We start from the raw sequence: 25105 nt of genomic DNA, 5'->3' as shown, positions 1-25105 counted from the left end.
GTGAAGAGTTATGAAATTACGTGCAAACCGTGTAGGCGAGCAAATGAAAAAAGAATTAGGCGACATTATCAGTCGTAAAATTAAAGATCCACGTGTCGGATTTGTTACTGTAACAGATGTACAAGTGAGTGGAGATTTACAAATTGCTACAGTGTATATTTCTGTTTTAGGTGATGAAGAACAGAAAGAAAGTACATTAAAAGGTTTAGCGAAGGCAAAAGGCTTCATTCGTTCAGAAATTGGCCAACGTATTCGTCTTCGTAAAACGCCGGAAATTTCCTTTGAGTTTGATGAGTCTATCGGATATGGTCATCGAATTGATACACTTTTACATCAAATTAATAAAGACGATAAACGTGAAGAATAATGGATAGACATTTGTCTATCCATTTTTTCAATGCAAAATAAATTTTGGATAATTACTATGAAAGAATTATGATGAGGTGAACATATATGGAAGGTGTAGTATTATTACATAAGCCAAAAGGCATGACATCACACGATTGTGTATTTAAATTAAGAAAGATATTGCGTGAGAAACGAATTGGTCATACAGGAACATTAGATCCAGATGTAACAGGAGTATTACCTATTTGTGTGGGACGAGCAACAAAGATTGCACAATTTTTAACAAGCGAAACGAAAACATATGAAGGTGAAGTAACATTAGGGTTTTCAACAACAACTGAAGATGCTTCTGGTGAAGTTGTGGAAACGAAACATGTAGATCGTGTTATTACTCGTAAGGAAGTGGAAGAGGCTCTTGTGGCATTAACAGGTACGATTGAGCAAATGCCTCCGATGTTTTCGGCTGTAAAAGTTAACGGAAAAAAATTATATGAATACGCAAGAGCCGGGCAAGAGGTTGAACGTCCAGTGCGTACAATTACAATTCATGAATTTGTATTACTAGATGACCGTGAAGTGTTTGAAGGTGAAAATATTTCATTCCGTTTCCGTGTAACGTGTAGTAAAGGAACATATGTAAGAACATTAGCAGTAATGATCGGTGAAAAACTTGGTTTTCCATCACATATGTCTCACCTTGTAAGAACGGCTTCTGGTGAATTTTTATTAGAAGATTGCATATCATTTGAAGAAATTGAAGAAAACGTGCAAAATGGAACAGTAGAGTCTATCTTCATTTCAATTGATGAAGCATTAAGTAAGTTCCCGAAAATGGTTGTAGATGAAAAGCAGGCAGAAAAAATAAAGAATGGTATGTTCTTAAAAAATGAATTGCAAATAACGGCGCCCTTTATAACTGTGTTTAATAAAAACGATCGCTGCCTTGCAATTTATGAGCACCATCCAAAACACCCTGGTATGCTAAAGCCGATGAAAGTACTTGTGAATAATCAAGAACTAAAGCTATAATGAATTATTGGAAGGATTATTACAGAAAAAGGTGAATTCAAGCGTGAAACTTATTCATTTAACTCATCCACATGAACAAAATAAATTAGAATTACCACCTACTGTAATGGCATTAGGATTTTTTGATGGCATTCATTTAGGACATCAATGTGTGATTCGAACTGCGAAACAAATAGCGGATGAACGAGGATATAAAAGTGCAGTGATGACATTTTATCCACATCCATCTGTTGTTTTAGGTAAAAAAGAAGCGCATGCCGAGTATATTACACCGATGTGTGATAAAGAAAAAATAGTCGAGGACTTAGGAATCGATATATTATATGTTGTTAAATTTGATGAATCATTTGCAGGTTTGTTACCACAACAATTTGTTGATGATTATATTATTGGTTTAAATGTAAAGCATGTAGTAGCAGGGTTTGATTATTCATATGGACGTTTAGGAAAAGGAAAGATGGAGACTTTACCATTTCATGCAAGAGGGGAGTTTACACAGACTGTGATTGAAAAAGTTGAATTTCAAGAAGAGAAAGTAAGTTCTACAGCATTACGAAAGTTAATTCGAAATGGCGAAATGGAACAAATTCCATCTATTTTAGGTAGAGCATATACAGTAGGGGGAACGGTTGTACACGGTGATAAACGTGGACGTCAAATTGGTTTCCCGACAGCTAATGTAGGTTTAAGTGATGAGTATCTATTACCACCTGTAGGTGTTTATGCAGTGAGATTAAAAGTTCACGATGAATGGTACGATGGTGTATGTAATATTGGATATAAGCCAACCTTTAAAGAAGATGAGCGTCAACTTTCTATTGAAGTGCACTTGTTTGAATTTAACAAAGACATATATGATCAAAATGTTACAGTAGAGTGGCATATGCGTATAAGAGAAGAGAAGAAATTCAATGGCATTGACGAGTTAGTTGAACAAATTGCAAAAGATAAGAAAACAGCACAAGAATATTTTGCGAACGAAAAGAATATACTTGCTTTTTCAAGTGAAAAGTAGTATTCTATGTTATGTACTTTATGACAACCATTGCTTGGCATTGCGACTCACCGACGCTTGCTAGGTAATCGGGGGTTTAATTAATAGGAGGTGAAATAGGATGGCTTTAACACAAGAGCGTAAAAATGAAATCATTGCACAATTTAGAACTCATGAGACTGATACTGGTTCTCCAGAGGTTCAAATTGCTGTCCTAACGGAGCAAATTAACACTCTAAACGAGCACTTACGTACTCACAAGAAAGATCATCATTCACGTCGTGGTCTATTAAAGATGGTTGGTAAACGTCGTAACTTACTAACTTACCTTCGTAATAGCGATATCACACGTTACCGTGAATTAATCACAAAGCTTGGCTTACGTCGATAGTCAAAGAAGCGGGAATATTCCCGCTTTTTTGTTAGGTAAAAATATATCTTCTACTCTTTATATCTTACTGAATTTTCGGTAATACTAGAGGTAGAATATTGTGATATACTATCCATTTACATAGAAGAATTGAATACTTTAAATTGAGAGGGGTACTTAAATGAGTCAAGAAAAGCAAGTCTTCTCGATAGATTTAGCTGGTCGCCAGCTAACAGTTGAAACAGGTCAGCTTGCAAAGCAAGCGAACGGAGCAGTATTAGTAAGATATGGCGATACAGCGGTTCTATCTACAGCAACTGCATCAAAAGAAGCAAAAAATGTAGATTTCTTCCCACTTACAGTAAACTATGAAGAGCGTTTATATGCAGTCGGAAAAATTCCTGGCGGTTTCATTAAACGTGAAGGTCGTCCAAGTGAAAAAGCAATTTTGGCAAGTCGTTTAATTGACCGTCCAATTCGTCCGCTTTTCGCAGATGGTTTCCGTAACGAAGTACAAGTTGTCAGCATTGTAATGAGTGTTGATCAAGATTGTTCTTCTGAAATGGCAGCTATGCTTGGTTCTTCATTAGCGTTATCGATTTCAGACATTCCATTTGAAGGTCCAATCGCGGGTGCAACAGTTGGTCGCATTAACGGCGAATTCGTTATCAACCCAACAGTAGAACAGCAAGAACAAAGTGATATTCACCTTGTTGTAGCTGGTACGAAAGATGCAATTAACATGGTTGAAGCAGGAGCAGATCAAGTGCCTGAGGAAACAATGTTAGAAGCAATTATGTTTGGTCATGACGAAATTAAACGTCTAATTGCATTCCAAGAAGAGATTGTACAAGCTGTAGGTAAAGAAAAATCAGAAGTGAAACTTTATGAAGTTGACGCTGATCTTAACCAAGCTGTACGTGAAATGGCTGAGAAGGATATGCATTCTGCAATTCAAGTACATGAGAAACATGCACGTGAAGATGCAATTAACGAAGTGAAAAAGCGTGTAATTGAGCATTACGAAGCTGAGGAAGCTGACGCTGACACATTAGGACAAGTAAATGAGATTTTATATAAAATTGTAAAAGAAGAAGTACGTCGTCTTATTACAGTTGAAAAAATCCGCCCAGATGGCCGTAAAGGTGACGAAATCCGTCCATTAGCATCAGAGGTTGGCATTTTATCTCGTACACACGGTTCTGGTTTATTCACACGTGGACAAACACAAGCATTAAGTATTTGTACATTAGGTGCATTAGGCGATGTGCAAATTTTAGATGGTCTTGGTGTAGAAGAATCAAAACGCTTTATGCACCATTACAATTTCCCATCATTTAGTGTTGGTGAAACTAGACCAATGCGTGGACCAGGTCGTCGTGAAATCGGTCACGGTGCACTAGGAGAACGTGCTCTTGAGCCTGTAATTCCATCTGAAAAAGATTTCCCATACACAGTACGTCTTGTATCTGAAGTTTTAGAATCAAATGGTTCTACTTCACAAGCAAGTATTTGTGGTAGTACTTTAGCAATGATGGATGCTGGTGTTCCACTTAAAGCTCCAGTTGCAGGTATTGCAATGGGTCTAGTTAAAACTGGTGAGCATTACACAATTTTATCTGATATTCAAGGTATGGAAGATCATTTAGGTGATATGGACTTTAAAGTAGCAGGTACAGCACAAGGTGTAACTGCACTACAAATGGACATTAAAATTGATGGTCTATCTCGTGAAATTTTAGAAGAGGCATTACAACAAGCGAAAGTTGGTCGTGTGCACATTCTAAATCATATGTTATCTGTTATTGCAGAGCCACGCACTGAATTATCAGCGTACGCTCCAAAGATTATTACAATGACAATTAATCCAGATAAAATCCGTGACGTTATCGGACCGAGCGGTAAACAAATCAATAAAATTATTGAAGAAACTGGTGTTAAAATTGACATCGAGCAAGATGGCACAGTATTCATTTCTTCAATAAACCAAGAAATGAACGACAAAGCTAAGAAAATTATCGAAGATATCGTTCGCGAAGTACAAGTAGGTGAAATCTACGAAGGAAAAGTGAAACGTGTTGAGAAATTCGGTGCTTTCGTTGAATTATTCAGCGGTAAAGATGGATTAGTTCACATTTCTGAACTTGCACTTGAGCGTGTAGGTAAAGTAGAAGACGTTGTAAAAATCGGTGACGTAATTACGGTTAAAGTTATCGAGATTGACAAGCAAGGTCGTGTGAATCTATCTAGAAAAGTATTGCTAAAAGAAGAGCAAGAAAAAGAAGCTGCTAAAGAAGAAAACAAACAAGAGCAGCAATAAGCAAAAGCCAGTTTAACTGGCTTTTTTTGTTATGTAAAAATATGATTTATATATATTTTTATGTCAGCATAGGTATAGTTTTCATTATAACGCTCAAATTAACAAAGATAAGAAGAAAAATGGTTTTTATATAGTTAATGGGAGGGTTTATATGAAAGCTCGTATATTGGCATACATATGTATATTTTTATTATATGTCAGTGTAGGCTCTTATTCCGTTTTTGCACAGGATAACTTATATGAAGAAATTCAAAAGCATGCAAAACAATATGAGATTGCACCTCAAAATGCGATGATTGATAAGATATGGAAAGCAACACCAGGATATAATGGAAGACAAGTTGATATGGAAGCATCTTATAACAATATGAAGAAGCAAAAGGAATTTGATCAAAAACACCTTGAATTCAAGGAAGTATCACCGAGTGTCCACTTAGAAGATTTATCACCCGCTCCAATTTATAGGGGACATCCGAATAAAAAGATGGTGGGATTAACAATAAATGTGGCATGGGGAAACGAGTATTTGCCTCGTATATTAGAAATATTGAAAAAGCATGATGTGAAGGCGACTTTCTTTTTAGAAGGACGTTGGGTGAAAGAAAATTTACGATTTGCAAAAATGATTGTCGATGCAAATCAAGAAGTCGGAAATCATTCTTATACGCACCCTAATATGAAAACGCTATCGTCTGATGAAATACGAGAACAGTTACAAAAAACCAATCGAATGATTGAAGCTGCTACGAATCAAAAGGTAAGATGGTTTGCTCCGCCGAGTGGAAGTTTTCGGGATGAAGTCGTGAAAATCGCTGATGATTTTCAAATGGGAACGATTATGTGGACTGTCGATACAATCGATTGGAAGCGACCTGAGCCAGATGTACTGTTGCAGAGAGTAATGAGAAAAATACACCCAGGTGCTATCGTATTAATGCATCCTACTTCGTCAACGGCAGAAGCATTAGATACAATGATTACAAAATTGAAGGAACTAGGATATAAAGTAGGGAATATAACAGAATTACTGGATGAAAAACGTGTGGATTAAATACATTTGCATGACATTCATCCTTAAACTTGTTATCATTAAATAATAGCACTTATTTAGCGAAACTGGCAGTAGGAGGAAAGTTTTTGATTAAAAAATATACTTGTAAAAATGGTGTAAGAATAGTTATGGAGAATATACCAACTGTAAGATCAGTTGCGATTGGTATTTGGATCCATGCGGGATCAAGAAATGAAAATGAAAAAAATAACGGGATTTCTCACTTTTTAGAGCATATGTTCTTTAAGGGGACGGAGACACGTAGTGCACGAGAAATTGCAGAATCATTTGATAGCATTGGTGGGCAAGTGAATGCTTTTACTTCAAAAGAATACACTTGTTACTATGCAAAAGTGCTAGATGAGCATGCTAAATATGCTTTAGATGTATTAGCAGACATGTTCTTTAATTCAACATTTGATGAAGAAGAATTGAAAAAAGAGAAGAATGTCGTATGTGAAGAAATTAAAATGTACGAAGATGCGCCAGATGATATTGTACATGATATGTTAACGAAAGCAACATATGAAACGCATCCGCTTGGATATCCTATTTTAGGAACAGAAGAAACACTTGATACGTTTACAGGTGATACGCTACGCCAATATATTAAGGATCATTACACACCTGAAAATGTAGTTGTTTCAGTTGCAGGAAATATTGATGAAGCCTTCTTACAAACGGTAGAGCAATATTTCGGTAGTTATGAAGGAACAACAAACCGTGAACAAGTACATAGCCCAATTTTCCATTTTAATAAGGTAGCACGTAAAAAAGAAACAGAACAAGCTCATTTATGTTTAGGATATAAAGGCTTACAAATGGGACACGAAGATATTTATAACTTAATCGTATTAAATAACGTTTTAGGCGGTAGCATGAGTAGCCGTTTATTCCAAGAAGTACGTGAGCAACGCGGGTTAGCTTACTCAGTATTTTCTTACCATTCTTCTTATGAAGATACAGGTATGTTAACACTATATGGTGGAACAGGTAGTCAACAATTAGATACACTGTATGAAACAATGCAAGAAACATTAGAAACATTGAAAAATACAGGTATTACAGAAAAAGAGCTTATTAATAGTAAAGAGCAATTAAAAGGAAACTTAATGTTAAGTTTAGAAAGTACGAATAGTCGTATGAGCCGTAATGGTAAAAATGAATTGCTACTTCGTAAGCATCGTTCACTTGATGAGATTATCGAAAGTGTAAACACTGTAACAAAAGAAAATGTAGATGGGTTAATTCGTAACATGTTTACAGATGAATTCTCTGCAGCCTTAATTAGTCCAGATGGAAAACTTCCAAAAGGAATAAAACTATAATTACTTTATATGAAGTATGTAAAAATAACTGTATCTCTTTTAAATGAGATACAGTTATTTTTTTTGGATATGCAGAATAGGTACTAATTATAGATAATTTACATTCATAAATTCGGTAGGGGGAGAGTATATGCGATTAAGTGAATTAAGTGGAAAAGAGATTGTAAATTTAGAAAGAGCAGAAAAGATGGGGGTTCTAGGTTATGTGGATTTAGAAATTGATGAGAAGGATGGTCAAATAGATGCTCTTATCATACCTGCTGGGAAATGGGGAGGTTTTAAAAAGGAACCACAAGAAATAAGAGTAGGTTGGAACCAAATTAAAAAAGTGGGGCATGATATGATCCTTTGTGATATTACGGATCGTTCCAATTCGAAGTGAAAGATGGCCATTTTGGTCATCTTTTTTTGTTCATTCCCTTTTGAGTATTAGTTTATTTGAATTAAGATTTGACTTTGGGGTCTTACTGCATACAAATAGCGGGATAAATCATACGTGCTTTTTGTTTTTCAATCACCTAAAACTCGTACATTACATATGATGTGGAGGAAAAAGAAAAAGTAGGCACTTTTCTTATAAATGACAGAAAAAGAAGGTGAATTAGGGAATGTTGACTGAGATGCATATTGCTGTCATAGGAGGAGATGCAAGACAGCTAGAAGTAATTCGCAAACTAGTTGAATTGGATGCGAAACTTTCATTGATAGGGTTTGATCAGTTAGATCATGGCTTCACAGGGGCAGCAAAAGAAAGTATACAAAATTTAGATTTCACTTCTGTAGATGCAATTATTTTGCCAGTTGCAGGTACAAATGCCAAGGGAGAAGTAGATACTATTTTTTCAAACGAAAAAGTTTCTATAACGAAAGAACAAATTGAAAAGACACCAGAACATTTTACTATATATTCAGGTATTGGTACGCCTTACTTGGAAAATCTCGTATCTACTACAAACCGTAAACTTATTAAATTATTTGATCGTGATGATGTGGCAATCTACAATTCTATACCAACTGTAGAAGGTACATTAATGATGGTAATTCAACATACCGACTATACGATTCATGGTTCTAATGTGATGGTTTTAGGATTTGGTAGAACAGGGATGAGTGTTGCCAGAGCATTTCAATCATTAGGAGCCCATGTCAAAGTTGGAGCAAGACGATCGGAACATATTGCGCGTATTACAGAAATGATGTTTACTCCTTTTCATATGCAGAATATTGAGAAAGAAGTAGGGGATATCGATATTGTCATTAATACAATTCCGCATCTCGTTGTGACAGCGAATGTCATTTCAAAAATGCCAGCTCATACGTTAGTAATTGATTTAGCCTCTAAACCAGGTGGTACCGACTTTAGATATGCGGAAAAAAGAGGAGTCAAAGCGCTATTAGCACCTGGGCTACCAGGTATTGTTGCTCCAAAAACAGCAGGACAAATTTTAGCGAATGTTCTTTCTCAGTTACTGGCAGAAGACGTAATCGCAAGAAAGGAGAATGGGGAATGAATTTAAAGGGGAAAAGAATAGGGTTTGGTTTTACTGGCTCACATTGTACGTACGAAGAAGTAATGCCTCATTTAGAAAAGTTAATTGCTGAGGGAGCAGAAGTACGCCCCGTTGTTTCTTACACTGTTCAATCAACAAATACGAGATTTGGAGAAGGAGCAGAGTGGATTAAAAAGATTGAAGAAGTAACAGGCTTTAAAGCAATTAATTCAATTGTTGGCGCAGAACCACTAGGACCTAAAATTCCACTAGATTGTATGGTGATTGCACCACTAACAGGGAATTCTATGAGTAAATTTGCAAATGCAATGACAGACTCTCCAGTATTAATGGCAGCGAAAGCGACGCTAAGAAATGGCAAGCCTGTCGTATTAGCTGTTTCGACGAATGATGCTTTAGGGCTTAATGGGGTAAATCTCATGCGACTAATGGCAACAAAAAACATCTATTTCGTCCCATTCGGCCAAGATGCACCAGAGAAAAAACCGAACTCAATGGTAGCTCGCATGGAGCTGCTGGAAGATACAGTATTAGAAGCGCTGCAAGGAAAGCAATTGCAACCGGTTGTCGTAGAAAAATTCAGATATATGAATTAAAAAACGAAAAAAAACGGACAATTTTTGATGAAACCATCATTCTTACTGTAGAATATGATAAAATTAACGTTATTAAGATTAGAAGGGGTATTGTATACTCCTTCTGATTCTAAGTTATAGAAGGATTGGTATCTAGAAAGGGGCATAGTGATGGAAAAGCAAAAAACTTTTCATGTCGCTGTAGTTGGAGCAACCGGCGCAGTTGGTGAACAAATGTTAAATACTTTAGAGAAACGAGAATTTCCAATCGGGAAATTAACGTTACTTTCATCTAAACGATCTGCAGGTAAGAAACTTGTATTTAAAGGCGAAGAATTTACAGTTCAAGAGGCAACTCCTGAAAGTTTTGAAGGAGTAGATATCGCACTATTTAGTGCTGGTGGATCTGTATCAAAACAATTAGCGCCAGAAGCAGCAAAGCGCGGTGCGATTGTTGTTGATAATACAAGTGCATTCCGTATGACAGAAAACGTGCCACTTGTTGTACCTGAAGTAAATGAAAACGACTTAAAAGAACATAATGGTATTATTGCAAATCCAAACTGTTCTACAATTCAAATGGTAGTAGCTCTTGAGCCAGTTCGTCAGCAATATGGTTTAAAACGAGTAATCGTTTCCACATATCAAGCTGTATCAGGTGCTGGTGCGGCAGCGATTGAAGAACTTCATGAACAATCACAAGCAATCTTAAATGGTGAAGAAGTGAAGGCAAATGTTTTACCTGTATCAGGTGATAAGAAACATTTCCCAATCGCTTTCAACGCGATTCCACAGATTGATAAGTTCCAAGATAATGGATTTACATTTGAAGAAATGAAAATGATTAATGAAACGAAAAAAATTATGCATATGCCAGAATTAGAAGTAGCAGCAACATGTGTACGTTTACCAGTTGTATCAGGTCACTCTGAGTCTGTTTACATCGAAGTAGAAAAAGAAGGCGTAACAGTAGAAGAATTAAAGAACTTACTTGCAAATGCGGAAGGTATCGTTCTGCAAGATAACCCAGAAGAGCAATTATATCCAATGCCAGCTACTGCAGTAGGTAAAAACGAAGTATTCGTTGGAAGAATCCGTAAAGATTTAAATAACGATAAAGGGTTCCATCTTTGGGTCGTATCTGATAACTTATTAAAAGGCGCTGCATGGAATTCTGTTCAAATTGCAGAGCGCTTAGTAAAATTACAATTAGTGTAAACGGCTAAGAGAAGGTGCAAAATATGAAAATTATTGTTCAAAAATTTGGTGGCACATCTGTACGTGATGAAAATGGACGTAAGCATGCGCTTCATCATATAAAAAAATCGCTAGATGCGGGTTATAAAGTAGTTACTGTCGTATCTGCTATGGGTCGTAAAGGTGAACCGTATGCAACGGATACTTTGTTGAGCCTTGTAAATCAAGAGGAATCTCACATTTCTAATCGTGAGCAAGATTTGTTATTATCATGCGGAGAATTAATCTCAGCAATCGTTTTCTCTAATATGTTAAATGAGAACGGTATAAAAGCAGCTGCATTAAATGGTGCACAAGCTGGTTTTGTAACAAATGATGATTTTACAAATGCTAAGATTATTGAAATGAACTGCGATCGTATACATGAAGAGCTAGAAAATGTAGATGTAATCGTCGTTACAGGATTCCAAGGGCAAACGAAAAAAGGCGATACGACAACACTTGGACGCGGGGGTAGCGATACTTCAGCTTCAGCGTTAGGTGTTGCGCTTCATGCTGAATTTATTGATATCTTCACAGATGTAGAAGGTGTTATGACTGCGGATCCTCGCATTGTAAAAGATGCACGTCATCTTCAAACTGTAACGTATAACGAAATTTGTAACATGGCTTACCAAGGTGCAAAAGTCGTTCATCCACGTGCAGTTGAAATTGCGATGCATGCGAAAGTACCTCTTCGTGTACGTTCTACTTACTCTGATAGTGAAGGTACGCTTATTGCGGCGTACGATGGTGCTACAAAAGGGCAGGATGTAGAAGAACGTCCTGTTACAGGTATTGCTCACGTATCAAACGTAACGCAAATTAAAGTGCTTGCAAAAGAAACAGCATACGATTTGCAGCAGCATGTATTTAAAGAAATGGCTAACGAAGGTATTAGTGTTGATTTAATTAACATTTCCCCTACAGGTGTAGCTTACACGGTAAATGATAATGTATCAGCTCGTGCTGTCGAAGTGCTAAAACAACTTGGATATGAGCCGCTTGTGACAGAGCATTGCGCGAAAGTATCTATCGTTGGAGCTGGAATGGCAGGAATCCCAGGGGTTACTGCGAAAATCGTTACAGCTTTAGCTGAAAAAGGTATTCAAATTCTGCAATCGGCAGATAGCCATACGACAATTTGGGTTCTTGTAAAAGAAACGGATTTAGTGGAGGCTGTAAATGCATTACATAGTGCGTTTGAGCTTTCAAAAGAAAAGCAACTGGAACAATAAGGAGTGAGACCATGATAGATTTTGGGACAATTGCAACCGCGATGGTAACTCCGTTTGATAAAAACGGAAATATCGATTTTGCAAAGACAACGAAATTGGTAAATTATTTAATAGATAACGGTACAACAGCAATCGTGGTAGGAGGAACGACAGGAGAATCTCCTACATTAACTTCAGAAGAAAAAGTAGCGTTATATCGCCATGTCGTATCTGTTGTCGATAAAAGGGTGCCCGTAATCGCTGGAACAGGTAGCAATAATACGCATGCTTCTATTGACTTAACTAAAAAGGCAACAGAAGTTGGTGTTGATGCAGTAATGCTAGTAGCACCGTATTATAACAAACCGAGTCAAGAAGGAATGTATCAGCACTTTAAAGCAATTGCTGAAAGCACGCCACTTCCGGTTATGCTATATAACGTTCCAGGACGATCTATTGTACAAATCTCCGTGGATACAGTTGTTCGTTTATCAGAAATAGAAAACATTGTTGCGATTAAAGATGCAGGCGGCGATGTGTTAACAATGACAGAAATCATTGAAAAAACAACGGACGACTTTGCAGTATACAGCGGTGATGACGGTTTAACGTTACCAGCTATGGCAGTTGGAGCGAAAGGTATCGTTTCTGTAGCATCTCATGTTATCGGAAATGAAATGCAAGAAATGATTGCAGCATTCCAAGCTGGTGAATTTAAGAAGGCACAAAAGTTACATCAATTACTTGTAAGAGTAACGGATTCATTATTTATGGCACCAAGCCCAACACCAGTAAAAACAGCATTACAAATGGTTGGATTAGATGTAGGTTCTGTACGTTTACCACTTCTTCCATTAACAGAAGAAGAAAGAGTAACGTTACAATCTGTTATGCAATCTATCCCTCGTTAATAAAAAATGACCTAGTGTAGAACTAGGTCATTTTTTATTATGTATTGCAACATGTATAAGAAAATATCATACCCTTGAAATGAATTAAAAACTAAAGTGATTATAGAATAAACATTTGTGTAAATGTAATAAACCACCGATTCTGTTTTTAGAGAAATCCCCTCAAATGTCATGTGATTCATAAAAAAACTCCATTTTGTAAGTGTTTTTGTTCAATTCTAGAAAAATAAGTCTTGAAAATCCATATTATGAAATTAATTTAGCGCATGTACGGCTATTTCTTCAAAATAATATGGAGTGTAAAATCGAAGTGAATATAAAGGAAATACGTTCGCTACTTTTGTTATAATTCCATTCTTTTACCTATTCTTTCGCACGATTTAACTTGTGTTCTATTTCTTGTATCAGGTATAATATGGCTAAGTAGCTTAGTACGGGTATGCTTAGCAAAATTGGTAAAAATTATAATTTGATTACATTTTCATATCATATCGAATAAGATATTTGATTTATATAATGAAAGAGAGGTGAAACCTGGTTTAAAAAATAAACAAGGACATGATATCGCATAACGGTAAGGACATTCGTCTTGGACGGTGAATATATGGTGGTTGTAGAGTTTCCCCTGGTGTCTCTGCAATTTTAGTGAAATCAGTGTTTGAAAGATTTTTAAACCAGGCAACAACATGAAGAGAAAAGAGAATGAGTCTGTTAAAGTATTTGCTCTTGGTGGAGTAGGTGAAATCGGGAAAAACATGTACTGTGTTGAAATTGATTCTGAAATCTTTATTGTAGATGCAGGGTTAATGTTCCCGGGAGATGAAATGTTTGGAATTGATATCGTTATTCCTGATATTACATATTTAGTGGAAAACCAAGAGCGAGTAAAAGGTTTATTTATTACTCACGGTCATGAAGATCATATTGGTGGTATTGTTTACGTACTTCGTAAATTATCTATTCCAGTGTATGCAACGAAATTAACAGTAGGACTTATACAAGAAAAACTTGGCGAAGCGGGTATGTTAGGCCGTGTAGACTTAAAAACAATTGATTCAAATTCAACAGTAGAGTTTAATACTACAACGGTGTCATTCTTTGGAACGACACATAGTATTCCAGATTCTGTTGGTGTTTGTTTCCATACATCAAAAGGTGCGATTGTATATACAGGAGACTTTAAATTCGATCAAACTCCAATTGGAAATAGTGGAGCAGATCTTGGAAAAATGGCTCAAATCGGAAATGAAGGCGTACTATGCTTGTTATCTGATAGTACAAATGCTGAGCGTCCAGGCTATACAGGTTCTGAAAAAGAAGTTGGTGTAGAAATTTCTAAAGTGTTCTACGGCGCAGAAGGACGTATTATCGTTGCTTCATTTGCATCGAATGTACATCGTATTCAACAAGTATTTGATGCAGCTGCTGAAACAGGGCGAAAAGTAGCGGTTGTAGGACGTAGTATGGTGAAAGTTGTAGATATCGCAAGACGTCTTGGTTATTTAGATGTTCCAGAAGGTATGGTTATTTCACTACAAGAAGTAGACAATTTCCCAGAGAAAAAGGTAGCTATTTTAACGACAGGTAGCCAAGGGGAACCGATGGCGGCCCTTTCTAGAATGGCGAAGCAAGCTCATAAACAAATTTCAATTCGTAAAGGTGATACGGTTATTATTGCGGCTTCTCCAATTCCGGGTAATGAAATATCTGTATCAAAAATTATCGATTTGTTATTTAGAGCGGGCGCTGAAGTTGTTTATTACGGTGAAAGAAAAGTCCACGTTTCAGGTCACGGTAGCCAAGAAGAATTAAAGTTAATGTTAAATTTAATGAAACCGAAATATTTTGTACCCGTACATGGTGAGTTCCGTATGCAAAAAGCACATGCATACTTAGCTGAAGATGTAGGTATTGCAAGAGAAAATATCTTTATCGTAGAAAAAGGCGATGTAATCGGTTTTGGTGACGATGAAGCGAACTTAGTTGGTAAAGTCCAAGCTGGCAATGTATTAATTGATGGATTAGGTGTAGGTGACGTTGGTAATATCGTTCTTCGCGATAGAAAAATGTTATCTCAAGATGGAATATTAGTAGTTGTTGTAACACTTGGTAAGGATGAAAAGAAAATTGTTTCTGGTCCAGAAATCATTTCACGTGGTTTTGTGTATGTGCGTGAATCAGAAGCATTAATTGACCGCTCTACAGAGATTGTACGTATGATTGTTGAGCAATCAATTAAAGAATATTCAATTGAATGGTCTATGCTAAAACAAAATATTCGTGAATTATTAGGACAGTTCTTGTACGAAGAGACAAAGAGAAAACCTATGATTTTACCGATTATTATGGAAGTTTAAAAAAGGTCACCTTTACGGGTGATCTTTTTTCTTTTTAACTCTATCGAATGAAATTTATAACTTAAGAAATAATAGTGATATACGAGTGAAAGGGGATGCGATATGACAGAACGTGATCGTTATACAAATGAAGAAAAAGAGGCTGAGCCGAAAGAAACTGGAAAAGAAGCTTCAATAGTGGAAAAAATTCAACAGCTTGGACAAACGAATATACCACAAATGAATGAATCGCGTATTCATTGTTTAACAATTATTGGACAGGTGGAAGGTCATGTCCAATTGCCACCGCAAAATAAAACAACAAAATATGAGCATATCATTCCACAAATTGTTGCGATTGAACAAAATCCGAAAATAGAAGGTTTACTTTTAATATTAAATACTGTCGGAGGTGACGTTGAAGCCGGACTAGCCATTTCTGAAATGGTCGCTTCACTTTCAAAGCCGACTGTATCACTTGTTCTGGGCGGAGGACATTCTATTGGTGTGCCAATTGCTGTTTCTACGGATTATTCATTTATTGCGGAAACTGCGACGATGACAATTCATCCTATTCGCCTAACAGGTCTTGTTATAGGTGTGCCGCAAACATTTGAGTATTTAGATAAAATGCAAGAAAGAGTCATTCGATTTGTGACGAAGCATTCGAAAGTAACGGAAGATCGTTTTAAAGAGCTTATGTTTGCGAAAGGAAATTTAACGCGAGATATTGGTACGAATGTAATTGGTGGAGATGCAGTGAAGTATGGTCTTATAGATGATGTCGGTGGTATTGGAAATGCGATTCGAAAACTAAATGAATTAATAGATGCTCGCGGGGATGATAGTACAGAAGGGACAATGTTACAATGATTTTATATACAATTATGCCAGAGCAACTTGTGTATCCAGCTGATTATTCGCAATGTGAAAGTCAAAAAATCGTAAATATAAATGGTGTTGAATTAATGGTTTCAGAAGAAGAACATGGGTGTTATTCTATTGTGCGTGTGTTAAGTACAGATCCGTTTCACTACTTAGAGTTTGAGCCTGGCCAGAAAATAACCTTTTAGCAAAAAGAAGGATTTTGTTTAGAAGCTATGGTATAATATAAAAAACAAGACGGTTGAGCAGCCATGAGAGGGCTGCTTTCTTCTGTTTATTTAACATTTTACAAGAAGTGTAAAAATAGAAGATATAAAGACCTGAAAAAATAGAGAAAACAGACATATAAGTAGAGTTTTTAGGAGGCTTTACGTATATGTAGAACACGAGGTGAAGAAATGGCAAAACAAAAGCAAAGAGGGACGAAGGCAAAGGCAAGACGTACGATAAAGCCAACTTTGTATTATGAAATCGTCGGTTTAACTCTTTTTGCACTTTCAATCATTACGATTTTACAGCTAGGCGTTGTAGGGAAATCGTTTGTGTTATTTTTTCGCTTCTTCTTTGGTGAGTGGTACATAATTGGTGTGTTAGGTGTAATAGCTTTATCGGTTTCGTTTGTTATAAAACGTGGATGGCCGAACCTTTTAAATAAACGGTTAATCGGTTTTTACTTAATAGTATTGGCGATATTAATGTTTAGTCATATTACATTATTTAACCTACTTACGAAAGATGGAGCAGTGCAAAATACTTCTGTTATTGTGAGTACGAAAGATAATTTCTTTCTTGAAATGAAAAAAGGGCCAGATAGTGTTCATTTAGGTGGTGGCATGTTTGGTGCGCTTATGTTCGCGACTTGTTATTTCTTATTTGATGAAGTAGGAGCTTATATTATTGGTATTATTTTAGTTATTCTCGGTATACTTTGTATAACAAATAAGCATATTGGAGAAGTGTTAGCTCCAGTTGGTAGAATCCTTAGAAGTCAATTTCAAGTGATGCAAGGGGACTATAAAGATTGGAGAGCGAAAAGAACGGCTGAACAAACAGAAAAGAAAAAAACAACGAGAAGCACAAGGAGCAAACGTGCTGCAGAACAAGAAGAAATTGTTGAGCCGATGGAAGAAATTTCAATTGATCCTCCGATTATTTCAAATTTCACTGAGAATTATCCAGTAAATGAAGAAGAGGATAAACGAATTGAGGTAGAGGAAGAAGAGTTAATCACTTCACCATTTATCGAAGAGGCTCCGCCAATTGAAGAGCCGAAGAAAAAGCGTGGAGAAAAAATCGTTGAATCGTTAGAGGGTGAAACACAAGCACCTCCTATGCAATTTTCAAATGTAGAAAATAAAGATTACAAGCTTCCTGCCCTTGATATATTGAAATTTCCAAAGAATAAGCAAGTTACAAATGAAAATGCGGAAATTTATGAGAATGCTCGTAAATTAGAGCGTACATTCCAAAGCTTTGGAGTGAAAGCAAAAGTAACAAAAGTACATAGAGGTCCTGCAGTTACAAAATATGAAGTGTATCCTGATATGGGAGTAAAGGTAAGCAAAATCGTTAGTTTAAGTGATGATTTAGCACTTGCTTTAGCGGCGAAAGACATTCGTATCGAGGCACCAATTCCTGGGAAATCAGCTGTAGGGATTGAAGTTCCGAATTCAGAAGTTTCTATGGTAACGCTTAGAGAAGTTCTTGATTCTAAGGCTAATAATCATCCAGAAGAGAAGTTGTTAATTGGTCTTGGACGAGATATTACAGGTGAAGCTGTATTAGCCCGTTTAAATAAAATGCCCCATTTACTAGTAGCTGGTGCGACGGGTAGCGGGAAAAGTGTATGTATTAACGGTATTATTGTTAGTATTTTAATGCGTGCAAAACCACATGAAGTAAAATTAATGATGATTGATCCGAAAATGGTAGAGTTAAATGTATATAACGGTGTTCCTCACTTATTAACACCAGTTGTAACGGATCCGAAAAAGGCATCGCAAGCATTGAAAAAAGTCGTGAGTGAGATGGAACGTCGTTATGAGTTGTTTGCTCATAGTGGCACGCGTAATATTGAAGGATATAATGACTATATAAAAGAACATAATAGTCAATCAGAAGCGAAACAACCGGAATTACCTTATATTGTCGTGATTGTGGACGAGTTAGCAGATTTAATGATGGTTGCTTCATCAGATGTAGAGGATGCAATTATGCGTCTAGCACAAATGGCTCGTGCGGCTGGTATTCATTTAATTATTGCAACGCAGCGTCCATCAGTTGATGTCATTACGGGAGTTATTAAAGCGAATATTCCATCACGTATTGCATTCGCTGTATCTTCTCAAACAGATTCTCGTACAATTCTTGACGGCGGTGGTGCAGAGAAATTACTAGGTCGTGGAGATATGCTGTTTATACCAATTGGTGCATCGAAGCCTGTACGTGTACAAGGTGCGTTTTTATCAGATGATGAAGTTGAGAGAGTTGTAGAATATGTTATTGGTCAGCAAAAAGCGCAATATCAAGAAGATATGATTCCGCAAGATGTTCCTGATACGAAGCAGGAAGTAGAAGATGAATTATATGATGAAGCAGTTCAGCTCGTAGTGGAAATGCAAACGGCATCTGTTTCTATGTTGCAACGTAGGTTTAGAGTTGGATATACGCGAGCTGCTCGTTTAATTGATGCAATGGAAATGAATGGTGTAGTAGGTCCGTATGAAGGTAGTAAACCACGAGAAGTGCTCATTAATGATGTACAAGAAAAAAGTTCATAAAAAAAGCCTAATTGTTTTTACAATTAGGCTTTTTTATATGCTGGTTTTGTTATATACTATGTTCAGAAGTGAAGAAAGGGCTTACATTTAAAGTGGTTCTTTAGAATACGAATACTTTGGTGTGGTTTTTTGTGAACGTTCGATATTTAATGTAGAAAAATGTTAAATTTTGTTGACACGTATGGGAGCAAGTGGTAAGATTACTTCGAAAAGAATCACTGCCTCATATAATCTTGGAGATAAGGTCCATAAGTTTCTACCTGGCAACCATGAATTGCTGGACTATGAGGGGAAAAGTGTGTAACAAAGGATGTAAGAGATCTTTGTGCCGAACTTTTTCTCGAAATGAGGAATGTTTATGGTGCAAAGTTTTTTTTATGCAGTAAAGAGTGAAAATTTCATCTTAAAAAATTATTAATATTTATTCGACAATTGCGTTTATTTTAGTGTTTAGTAATTTTTATTATGTTGTAAGTTGAAAAAAGAGAAAAGAAGTCTTACATCAGAGGTCGAATAATTGAAATGCGGGGGAGTCTTATGTCAGTAAAATCCGATAGTCGTCACCTATATTTACGGGTGATTGATCACATCAAAGAAAAAATTAAAGATGGAGCTTACAAAGAAAGACAAAAGTTACCATCAGAGTTTGATTTAGCGAAAGAACTTGGCGTAAGTAGAGCGACTTTAAGGGAAGCACTGCGTATTTTAGAAGAAGAAAATGTTGTCATTCGTAGACATGGTGTAGGAACATTTGTAAATGCTAAGCCGTTATTTTCTTCGGGGATTGAGCAACTTTCTAGTATTACAGATATGATTTCTAGTGTGGGGAAAACACCAGGAACTATCTTTCTATCATCATCTACAACAAGTTTAACAGAAGAGGAAAAAGAGAAGTTTAATAGTGAAGATGGTTTTAATGCAGTGATGATCGAGCGTGTGCGTACAGCAGATGGGGAACCTGTTGTATATTGTATCGATAAACTTGCAAAAGAAATATTGCCGGATTTATCGGGATACAATGAAGAATCATTGCTAACGGTGATACATAACAATACGCATAAACGTATCACATACGCGGTTGCTCATATTGAGCCAATTGGCTATCATCCGAAAATTTCACCGATTTTAGAATGTGAACCAGAAACAGCACTGCTAGTATTAAAACAAATGCACTATGATCAAAATGATGAGCCAATCTTATATTCTATCAATTACTTTAGAGCTGATAAGTTTAGCTTCCATGTATTAAGAAAACGTATGTAGGTGAGTTCTATTTTAGGGAGGTGACAGCAAGAAGTTAGGGACAGCAGCGTATAAAAAAATAGACAATTCATTTCAGGAGGGGTTTCTAGTATGAAGAAAAAAACAGGTCTTTTATTATCATTAACATTAGCAGCAAGTGCGGTTTTAGGTGCATGTGGTAACTCGGATAAAGCGAGTAGCGACAAAAAAGAGTTTAAAGTTGGTATGGTTACAGATGTTGGGGGCGTTGATGACAAATCATTTAACCAATCAGCTTGGGAAGGTTTAACGAAGTTCGGTAAAGATAATGACTTAAAGAAAAATGAAGGATATCGTTATCTTCAATCTAGTAAAGATGCGGATTATATCCCGAATTTAACGAAATTTGCGAAAGATCATTATAACACAACATTTGGTATTGGATACTTAATGGAAAAATCAATCGAAAAAGTAGCTGATCAGTATCCGAAAGAACAATTTGCGATTGTAGATACAGTTGTAAAGAAGCCAAACGTAACAAGTATTACATTTAAAGACCATGAAGGTTCATTCTTAGTTGGTGCTGTAGCAGCGATGACGACAAAATCAAATAAAGTTGGGTTTGTTGGTGGTGTAAAAAGCCCATTAATTACAAAATTTGAATCAGGTTTCAAAGCTGGTGCAAAAGCAGTAAATCCAAATATCGAAATCGTATCACAATATGCTGATGCATTTGATAAACCAGAAAAAGGATCTGTATTAGCTTCAGCAATGTACGGTGGTGGAGTTGACGTAATTTATCATGCTTCAGGTGCAACTGGTAACGGTGTATTCACAGAAGCGAAAAACCGTAAGAAAAAAGGTGAAAACGTTTGGGTAATCGGTGTTGACCGTGACCAAAATCAAGAAGGTATGCCTGAAAACGTAACTTTAACTTCGATGGTAAAACGTGTTGATGTTGCAGTAGCAAAAGTAGCACAAGAAGCGAAAGATGGTAAGCTAAAAGGCGGTAAAGTAGAAGAGTTTGGTTTAAAAGATGACGGTGTTGGTATTGCGAAAACGACTGACAATGTGAAAAAAGTAAATCCAGAAATCTTAACAAAAGTAGAAGAGCTTGAGAAGAAAATCACTGACGGTGAAATTAAAGTACCTGCAACTGACGAAGAATATAAAACATATGAAGCTTCTCTAAAGAAATAATAATAGAGAAATAGCAAAGGTTAGTTCTTAGAACTAACCTTTGCATATATAAAAATACTTTTAATAGAGTGTAATTAGGGAGTGTTCCCTGCTAAAAGGAGGAACAAAATGGAATACGTAATTGAGATGAACAATATTACAAAAGTATTCCCAGGCATTGTAGCGAATGATGATATTACGCTGCAAGTAAAACAGGGAGAAATACATGCTTTACTTGGAGAAAATGGTGCAGGGAAATCAACGCTGATGAATGTGCTGTTCGGTTTGTATCAACCAGAACAGGGAGAAATTAAAATCAAAGGAAACCCTGTTAAAATTACGAATCCGAATATAGCAAATGATCTTGGTATTGGGATGGTCCATCAGCATTTTATGCTTGTTCATAATTTTACAGTTACAGAGAATATTATTCTCGGAAATGAACCAAAGAAAAACGGGAAAATTGCTGTTGAAGAAGCTGCAAAAGAAATTAAGCAATTATCTGAACAATACGGTTTAGCTGTTGATCCACATGCAAAAATTGAAGATATTTCTGTTGGGATGCAGCAAAGGGTTGAAATATTAAAGACTCTTTATCGTGGTGCTGAGATTTTAATATTTGATGAGCCAACGGCGGTGTTAACTCCTCAAGAAATTCATGAGTTGATTCAAATTATGAAAAAACTTGTGCAAGAGGGGAAATCTATTATTCTTATTACACATAAGTTAAAAGAAATTATGGAAGTTTGCGATCGTTGTACAATTATTCGTAAAGGTAAGGGGATTGGTACTGTTGATGTAGCGGAAACGGATGAGCATAAACTTGCAGAGTTAATGGTCGGACGTCAAGTGAATTTTAAAACAGAAAAAATAGAAGCTAAACCAATGGAAGAAGTACTATCTATTGCAAACCTAATTGTTCATGATACGCGCAAGTTACCTGCTGTAAAAGGCCTTGACTTAACTGTTCGTGCAGGAGAAATCGTTGGGATTGCAGGGATTGATGGAAATGGTCAAAGTGAATTAATAGAGGCGATTACTGGTTTACGAAAAGTTGAGTCAGGTTCTATTGCAATTAAAGGAAAAGAAATAACGAATTGGCCAGTTCGAAGAATAACAGAAGAGGGGATTGGTCATATTCCTGAAGACCGTCATAAACACGGACTTGTTCTTGATTTTTCTGTTCGGGACAATATTGTTTTACAAACATACTATAAAAATCCATTTTCAAAGAAAGGGATTTTAAATTTTAGTAAGATTACAGAAAAAGCAAAAGCGCTTATTGAACAGTTTGATGTACGTACACCTGGTGAACACACGTTAGCTCGCGCTCTATCTGGTGGAAACCAACAAAAGGCAATTATCGCACGTGAAGTAGATCGTAATCCAGACTTATTAATTGCAGCGCAGCCAACACGTGGTTTAGATGTAGGTGCGATTGAATTTATTCATAAAAAATTAATCGAGCAGAGAGATAACGGTAAGGCAGTATTACTTTTATCTTTAGAGCTGGATGAAATTTTAAATGTAAGTGATCGAGTTGCTGTTATATATGAAGGGAAAATCGTGGCAATTGTTGATGCGAAAGAAACGAATGAACAACAGCTTGGGTTATTGATGGCCGGCGGGACAGGGAAAGAGAAGGTGAACACAAATGACTAAAAAATTTTTAACGGAACGAACAATTAATATTTTAGTACCTGTGTTATCCGTAGTTTTTGGTTTACTTGTTGGTGCCATTGTAATGTTAGTTAGTGGATATGATCCAATTGTTGGATATGCCGCACTTTGGGAAGGGATGGTTGGTAATCCACAAGCTATCGGTGAGACGTTGCGTACAATGATTCCGCTTGTACTAGCTGGTCTTTCAGTAGCATTTGCATTTCGTACAGGTCTTTTCAATATTGGGGTGGAAGGACAGTTATTAGTTGGGTGGCTTGCTGCTGTTTGGTTTGGATATGCAGTGTCGTTACCAGCAATTTTGCATATTCCGTTATCTATTTTAGTGGCAGCAATCGCCGGCGGTTTATGGGGTTTTATACCTGGATATTTAAAAGGGAAGCTTAAAGTAAATGAAGTAATTGTTACAATTATGATGAACTACATTGCACTTTATGTTACGTATGATCTTATTAAGCGTTTTATTCATGAAGGTAATGAGAAATCTTATGATGTACAAGCAAGTGCTTCGTTAGCTTCTGGCTGGTTATCTTCATTGACAGATGGATCTCGTTTACATTGGGGAATTGTTGTAGCTATTATCGTTGCAATTGTAATGTGGTTCTTATTAGATAGAACAACGTTAGGATATGAATTAAAATCGGTTGGTTTTAACCAAAATGCTTCTCAATATGCAGGGATGAAAGTATCGCGTAATGTTGTATTATCAATGACAATTGCAGGTGCTTTTGCCGGAATTGGTGGAGCTATGGAAGGATTAGGGACATTCCAAAGTATGACGGCGATGTCGTCGTTTACTGGTATCGGATTTGATGGGATCGCGGTAGCGCTTCTAGGAGGAAATAATCCATTTGGTATATTATTAGCAGCTTTACTGTTTGGTGGTTTGAAAAGTGCAGCTCCACAAATGAATTTTGAAGCTGATGTACCTTCTGAGTTAATTAACGTTATTATTGCATGTATTATTTTCTTTGTTGCGTGCAGTTATGTTTTACGCTGGGCACTTACACGCATGAGCAAGGAGGGAAAATAAATGAGCTTTTTAGATATTTTAGCCATTCTTGTGACGGGTACGTTATATACGGCAGCGCCACTTATTTTTACGGCGTTAGGTGGAGTGTTCAGTGAACGTTCTGGAGTTGTAAATATAGCGTTAGAAGGTTTAATGTTATTCGGTGCATTTATCGGTATTGTTACAACGTTATTAATGGGTGATACGTGGGGAGCGATGACACCTTGGATCGCACTATTATTTGCAGCGATTGGTAGTGGCTTATTTGCACTTCTTCACGCAGTAGCATCTATTACATTCCGTGCAGATCAAGTGGTGAGCGGGGTAGCGATTAACTTTTTAGCTCTTGGTTTAACAGTATTTGCGATTAAGAAAATCTTTGGCAAAGGACAAACTGATTTCATTCAATACCGCATTGAAAAAATCGATGTTCCGGGTCTTTCGGATATTCCGGTAATTGGAAAAATCTTTTTCTCAAATGTACCGTTAACATCATATATTGCTATTATTTTGGCGTTTGTCGTTTGGTATGTCATTTATAAAACGCCGTTCGGTCTTCGTCTTCGTGCGGTTGGTGAACATCCAATGGCAGCAGATACGATGGGTATTAATGTATATAAAATGCGTTATATTGCAGTAGCTATATCTGGAATGTTTGCAGGAGTTGGTGGAGCGGTCTTCGCTATGTCGATCTCTGGTAACTTCTCAGGTGCTACAATTACGGGACAAGGTTTCTTAGCGCTAGCAGCTATGATTTTCGGTAAATGGAATCCACTTGGTGCTCTTGGAGCGGCTCTGTTCTTCGGATTTGCTCAATCATTAGGAATAACTGGTGGTACAATTCCAGTACTAAAGGAAATTCCAAGTGTATTCTTAACGATATTACCGTATGTATTTACAATATTAGCGCTTGTTGGTTTTGTAGGTCGTTCTGAAGCTCCGAAAGCATTAGGAACTCCTTATGAAAAAGGAAAACGATAAGTATAAAAAAGCTCGCACATTAGTGCGGGCTTTTTTACATAGACTATATTTAATACGGAATTTTACTATGTTCCTTACATATTCAAGTTTTTAGAAAGAGGTTAATGTAAGTATAGTGAGGAAGAAAAGTTGATTTTTTAT

The 25105-nt window shown here is 36.6% G+C and carries 22 protein-coding genes and 1 riboswitch; all 22 genes read left to right on the top strand.

The genetic code is table 11. The annotated features are described in order from the left end of the window. Nucleotides 1-10 precede the first annotated feature (10 nt). Complete coding sequence (gene rbfA / locus AC3WVA_RS00530; RefSeq protein WP_000776444.1) at nt 11-367, top strand: 30S ribosome-binding factor RbfA; 357 nt, start codon at nt 11-13, stop codon at nt 365-367. Between the two features lie 86 nt (nt 368-453). Further along, on the top strand, nt 454-1377 hold the full coding sequence (gene truB, locus AC3WVA_RS00525) for a tRNA pseudouridine(55) synthase TruB (RefSeq protein WP_098345018.1): 924 nt from the start codon (nt 454-456) through the stop codon (nt 1375-1377). A gap of 43 nt (nt 1378-1420) precedes the next feature. Next, a complete protein-coding gene (gene ribF / locus AC3WVA_RS00520) occupies nt 1421-2392 on the top strand; it encodes a bifunctional riboflavin kinase/FAD synthetase (RefSeq protein WP_048530483.1) in 972 nt (323 codons plus the stop codon). A 100-nt stretch (nt 2393-2492) separates the two neighbouring features. Continuing rightward, nucleotides 2493-2762: a 30S ribosomal protein S15 gene (gene rpsO / locus AC3WVA_RS00515; protein WP_001229392.1), complete on the top strand. Its 270-nt coding sequence runs from the start codon at nt 2493-2495 to the stop codon at nt 2760-2762. A 160-nt stretch (nt 2763-2922) separates the two neighbouring features. Beyond that, the gene (gene pnp, locus AC3WVA_RS00510; RefSeq protein ID WP_048530482.1) at nt 2923-5061 is read left to right on the top strand and encodes a polyribonucleotide nucleotidyltransferase; all 2139 of its coding nucleotides are present in this window, start codon (nt 2923-2925) and stop codon (nt 5059-5061) included. A 151-nt stretch (nt 5062-5212) separates the two neighbouring features. Continuing rightward, a complete protein-coding gene (locus AC3WVA_RS00505; protein ID WP_071758789.1) occupies nt 5213-6112 on the top strand; it encodes a polysaccharide deacetylase family protein in 900 nt (299 codons plus the stop codon). Nucleotides 6113-6198: 86 nt separating this feature from the next. Next, nucleotides 6199-7440 (top strand): M16 family metallopeptidase, encoded by a 1242-nt coding sequence (locus AC3WVA_RS00500; protein WP_000592989.1) that lies wholly within the window; start codon nt 6199-6201, stop codon nt 7438-7440. 130 nt (nt 7441-7570) lie between these two features. Continuing rightward, on the top strand, nt 7571-7822 hold the full coding sequence (locus tag AC3WVA_RS00495; RefSeq protein WP_048530479.1) for a YlmC/YmxH family sporulation protein: 252 nt from the start codon (nt 7571-7573) through the stop codon (nt 7820-7822). A gap of 226 nt (nt 7823-8048) precedes the next feature. Then, entirely contained in the window at nt 8049-8951 is a 903-nt protein-coding gene (gene dpaA / locus AC3WVA_RS00490; RefSeq protein ID WP_048530477.1) for a dipicolinic acid synthetase subunit A, read from the top strand. Beyond that, entirely contained in the window at nt 8948-9547 is a 600-nt protein-coding gene (dpaB, locus tag AC3WVA_RS00485) for a dipicolinate synthase subunit B (protein WP_001049480.1), read from the top strand. Before dpaA ends, dpaB begins: the two co-directional genes overlap by 4 nt. Before the next feature lie 150 nt (nt 9548-9697). Beyond that, on the top strand, nt 9698-10744 hold the full coding sequence (asd, locus tag AC3WVA_RS00480; protein ID WP_000414848.1) for an aspartate-semialdehyde dehydrogenase: 1047 nt from the start codon (nt 9698-9700) through the stop codon (nt 10742-10744). Between the two features lie 23 nt (nt 10745-10767). Continuing rightward, nucleotides 10768-12000 (top strand): aspartate kinase, encoded by a 1233-nt coding sequence (gene dapG / locus AC3WVA_RS00475; protein WP_048530475.1) that lies wholly within the window; start codon nt 10768-10770, stop codon nt 11998-12000. 11 nt (nt 12001-12011) lie between these two features. Then, complete coding sequence (gene dapA, locus AC3WVA_RS00470) at nt 12012-12890, top strand: 4-hydroxy-tetrahydrodipicolinate synthase (RefSeq protein ID WP_098345290.1); 879 nt, start codon at nt 12012-12014, stop codon at nt 12888-12890. 686 nt (nt 12891-13576) lie between these two features. After that, nucleotides 13577-15247, top strand: coding sequence for a ribonuclease J (locus AC3WVA_RS00465; protein WP_000823086.1), 1671 nt, complete (start codon nt 13577-13579; stop codon nt 15245-15247). A gap of 102 nt (nt 15248-15349) precedes the next feature. After that, nucleotides 15350-16099 carry a translocation-enhancing protein TepA gene (gene tepA / locus AC3WVA_RS00460; RefSeq protein ID WP_048530471.1) on the top strand — a complete coding sequence of 250 codons (750 nt, stop codon included), beginning with the start codon at nt 15350-15352 and terminating at the stop codon, nt 16097-16099. Next, a complete protein-coding gene (locus AC3WVA_RS00455; protein ID WP_048530469.1) occupies nt 16096-16299 on the top strand; it encodes a YlzJ-like family protein in 204 nt (67 codons plus the stop codon). Before tepA ends, AC3WVA_RS00455 begins: the two co-directional genes overlap by 4 nt. Before the next feature lie 210 nt (nt 16300-16509). Then, nucleotides 16510-18891, top strand: coding sequence for a DNA translocase FtsK (locus AC3WVA_RS00450; RefSeq protein ID WP_048530468.1), 2382 nt, complete (start codon nt 16510-16512; stop codon nt 18889-18891). 203 nt (nt 18892-19094) lie between these two features. Continuing rightward, nucleotides 19095-19196, top strand: a riboswitch (purine riboswitch). Nucleotides 19197-19428: 232 nt separating this feature from the next. Next, nucleotides 19429-20154: a GntR family transcriptional regulator gene (locus tag AC3WVA_RS00445; RefSeq protein ID WP_000114176.1), complete on the top strand. Its 726-nt coding sequence runs from the start codon at nt 19429-19431 to the stop codon at nt 20152-20154. Nucleotides 20155-20244: 90 nt separating this feature from the next. Further along, nucleotides 20245-21312 carry a BMP family lipoprotein gene (locus tag AC3WVA_RS00440; RefSeq protein ID WP_048530467.1) on the top strand — a complete coding sequence of 356 codons (1068 nt, stop codon included), beginning with the start codon at nt 20245-20247 and terminating at the stop codon, nt 21310-21312. Nucleotides 21313-21420: 108 nt separating this feature from the next. After that, nucleotides 21421-22953: an ABC transporter ATP-binding protein gene (locus AC3WVA_RS00435; RefSeq protein ID WP_048530466.1), complete on the top strand. Its 1533-nt coding sequence runs from the start codon at nt 21421-21423 to the stop codon at nt 22951-22953. After that, nucleotides 22946-24004 carry an ABC transporter permease gene (locus AC3WVA_RS00430; protein WP_048530465.1) on the top strand — a complete coding sequence of 353 codons (1059 nt, stop codon included), beginning with the start codon at nt 22946-22948 and terminating at the stop codon, nt 24002-24004. The genes AC3WVA_RS00435 and AC3WVA_RS00430 overlap by 8 nt, the downstream gene beginning before the upstream one ends. Continuing rightward, a complete protein-coding gene (locus AC3WVA_RS00425) occupies nt 24005-24964 on the top strand; it encodes an ABC transporter permease (protein WP_078419111.1) in 960 nt (319 codons plus the stop codon). Nucleotides 24965-25105: the final 141 nt, after the last annotated feature.

The organism is Bacillus sp. EB106-04-02-XG92 (genome assembly GCF_058791995.1).
The sequence above is the reverse complement of the archived record's forward strand: the minus strand, read 5'-3'. Positions and strand labels throughout refer to the sequence as shown.

What these genes read in the sequence shown, in the direction of transcription:
- rbfA (WP_000776444.1), top strand. Translation starts at nt 11, where the DNA reads ATGAAATTACGTGCAAACCGTGTAGGCGAGCAAATGAAAAAAGAATTA.
- truB (WP_098345018.1), top strand. Translation starts at nt 454, where the DNA reads ATGGAAGGTGTAGTATTATTACATAAGCCAAAAGGCATGACATCACAC.
- rpsO (WP_001229392.1), top strand. Translation starts at nt 2,493, where the DNA reads ATGGCTTTAACACAAGAGCGTAAAAATGAAATCATTGCACAATTTAGA.
- pnp (WP_048530482.1), top strand. Translation starts at nt 2,923, where the DNA reads ATGAGTCAAGAAAAGCAAGTCTTCTCGATAGATTTAGCTGGTCGCCAG.
- AC3WVA_RS00505 (WP_071758789.1), top strand. Translation starts at nt 5,213, where the DNA reads ATGAAAGCTCGTATATTGGCATACATATGTATATTTTTATTATATGTC.
- AC3WVA_RS00495 (WP_048530479.1), top strand. Translation starts at nt 7,571, where the DNA reads ATGCGATTAAGTGAATTAAGTGGAAAAGAGATTGTAAATTTAGAAAGA.
- dpaA (WP_048530477.1), top strand. Translation starts at nt 8,049, where the DNA reads ATGTTGACTGAGATGCATATTGCTGTCATAGGAGGAGATGCAAGACAG.
- dpaB (WP_001049480.1), top strand. Translation starts at nt 8,948, where the DNA reads ATGAATTTAAAGGGGAAAAGAATAGGGTTTGGTTTTACTGGCTCACAT.
- asd (WP_000414848.1), top strand. Translation starts at nt 9,698, where the DNA reads ATGGAAAAGCAAAAAACTTTTCATGTCGCTGTAGTTGGAGCAACCGGC.
- dapG (WP_048530475.1), top strand. Translation starts at nt 10,768, where the DNA reads ATGAAAATTATTGTTCAAAAATTTGGTGGCACATCTGTACGTGATGAA.
- dapA (WP_098345290.1), top strand. Translation starts at nt 12,012, where the DNA reads ATGATAGATTTTGGGACAATTGCAACCGCGATGGTAACTCCGTTTGAT.
- AC3WVA_RS00465 (WP_000823086.1), top strand. Translation starts at nt 13,577, where the DNA reads ATGAAGAGAAAAGAGAATGAGTCTGTTAAAGTATTTGCTCTTGGTGGA.
- tepA (WP_048530471.1), top strand. Translation starts at nt 15,350, where the DNA reads ATGACAGAACGTGATCGTTATACAAATGAAGAAAAAGAGGCTGAGCCG.
- AC3WVA_RS00455 (WP_048530469.1), top strand. Translation starts at nt 16,096, where the DNA reads ATGATTTTATATACAATTATGCCAGAGCAACTTGTGTATCCAGCTGAT.
- AC3WVA_RS00450 (WP_048530468.1), top strand. Translation starts at nt 16,510, where the DNA reads ATGGCAAAACAAAAGCAAAGAGGGACGAAGGCAAAGGCAAGACGTACG.
- AC3WVA_RS00445 (WP_000114176.1), top strand. Translation starts at nt 19,429, where the DNA reads ATGTCAGTAAAATCCGATAGTCGTCACCTATATTTACGGGTGATTGAT.
- AC3WVA_RS00440 (WP_048530467.1), top strand. Translation starts at nt 20,245, where the DNA reads ATGAAGAAAAAAACAGGTCTTTTATTATCATTAACATTAGCAGCAAGT.
- AC3WVA_RS00435 (WP_048530466.1), top strand. Translation starts at nt 21,421, where the DNA reads ATGGAATACGTAATTGAGATGAACAATATTACAAAAGTATTCCCAGGC.
- AC3WVA_RS00430 (WP_048530465.1), top strand. Translation starts at nt 22,946, where the DNA reads ATGACTAAAAAATTTTTAACGGAACGAACAATTAATATTTTAGTACCT.
- AC3WVA_RS00425 (WP_078419111.1), top strand. Translation starts at nt 24,005, where the DNA reads ATGAGCTTTTTAGATATTTTAGCCATTCTTGTGACGGGTACGTTATAT.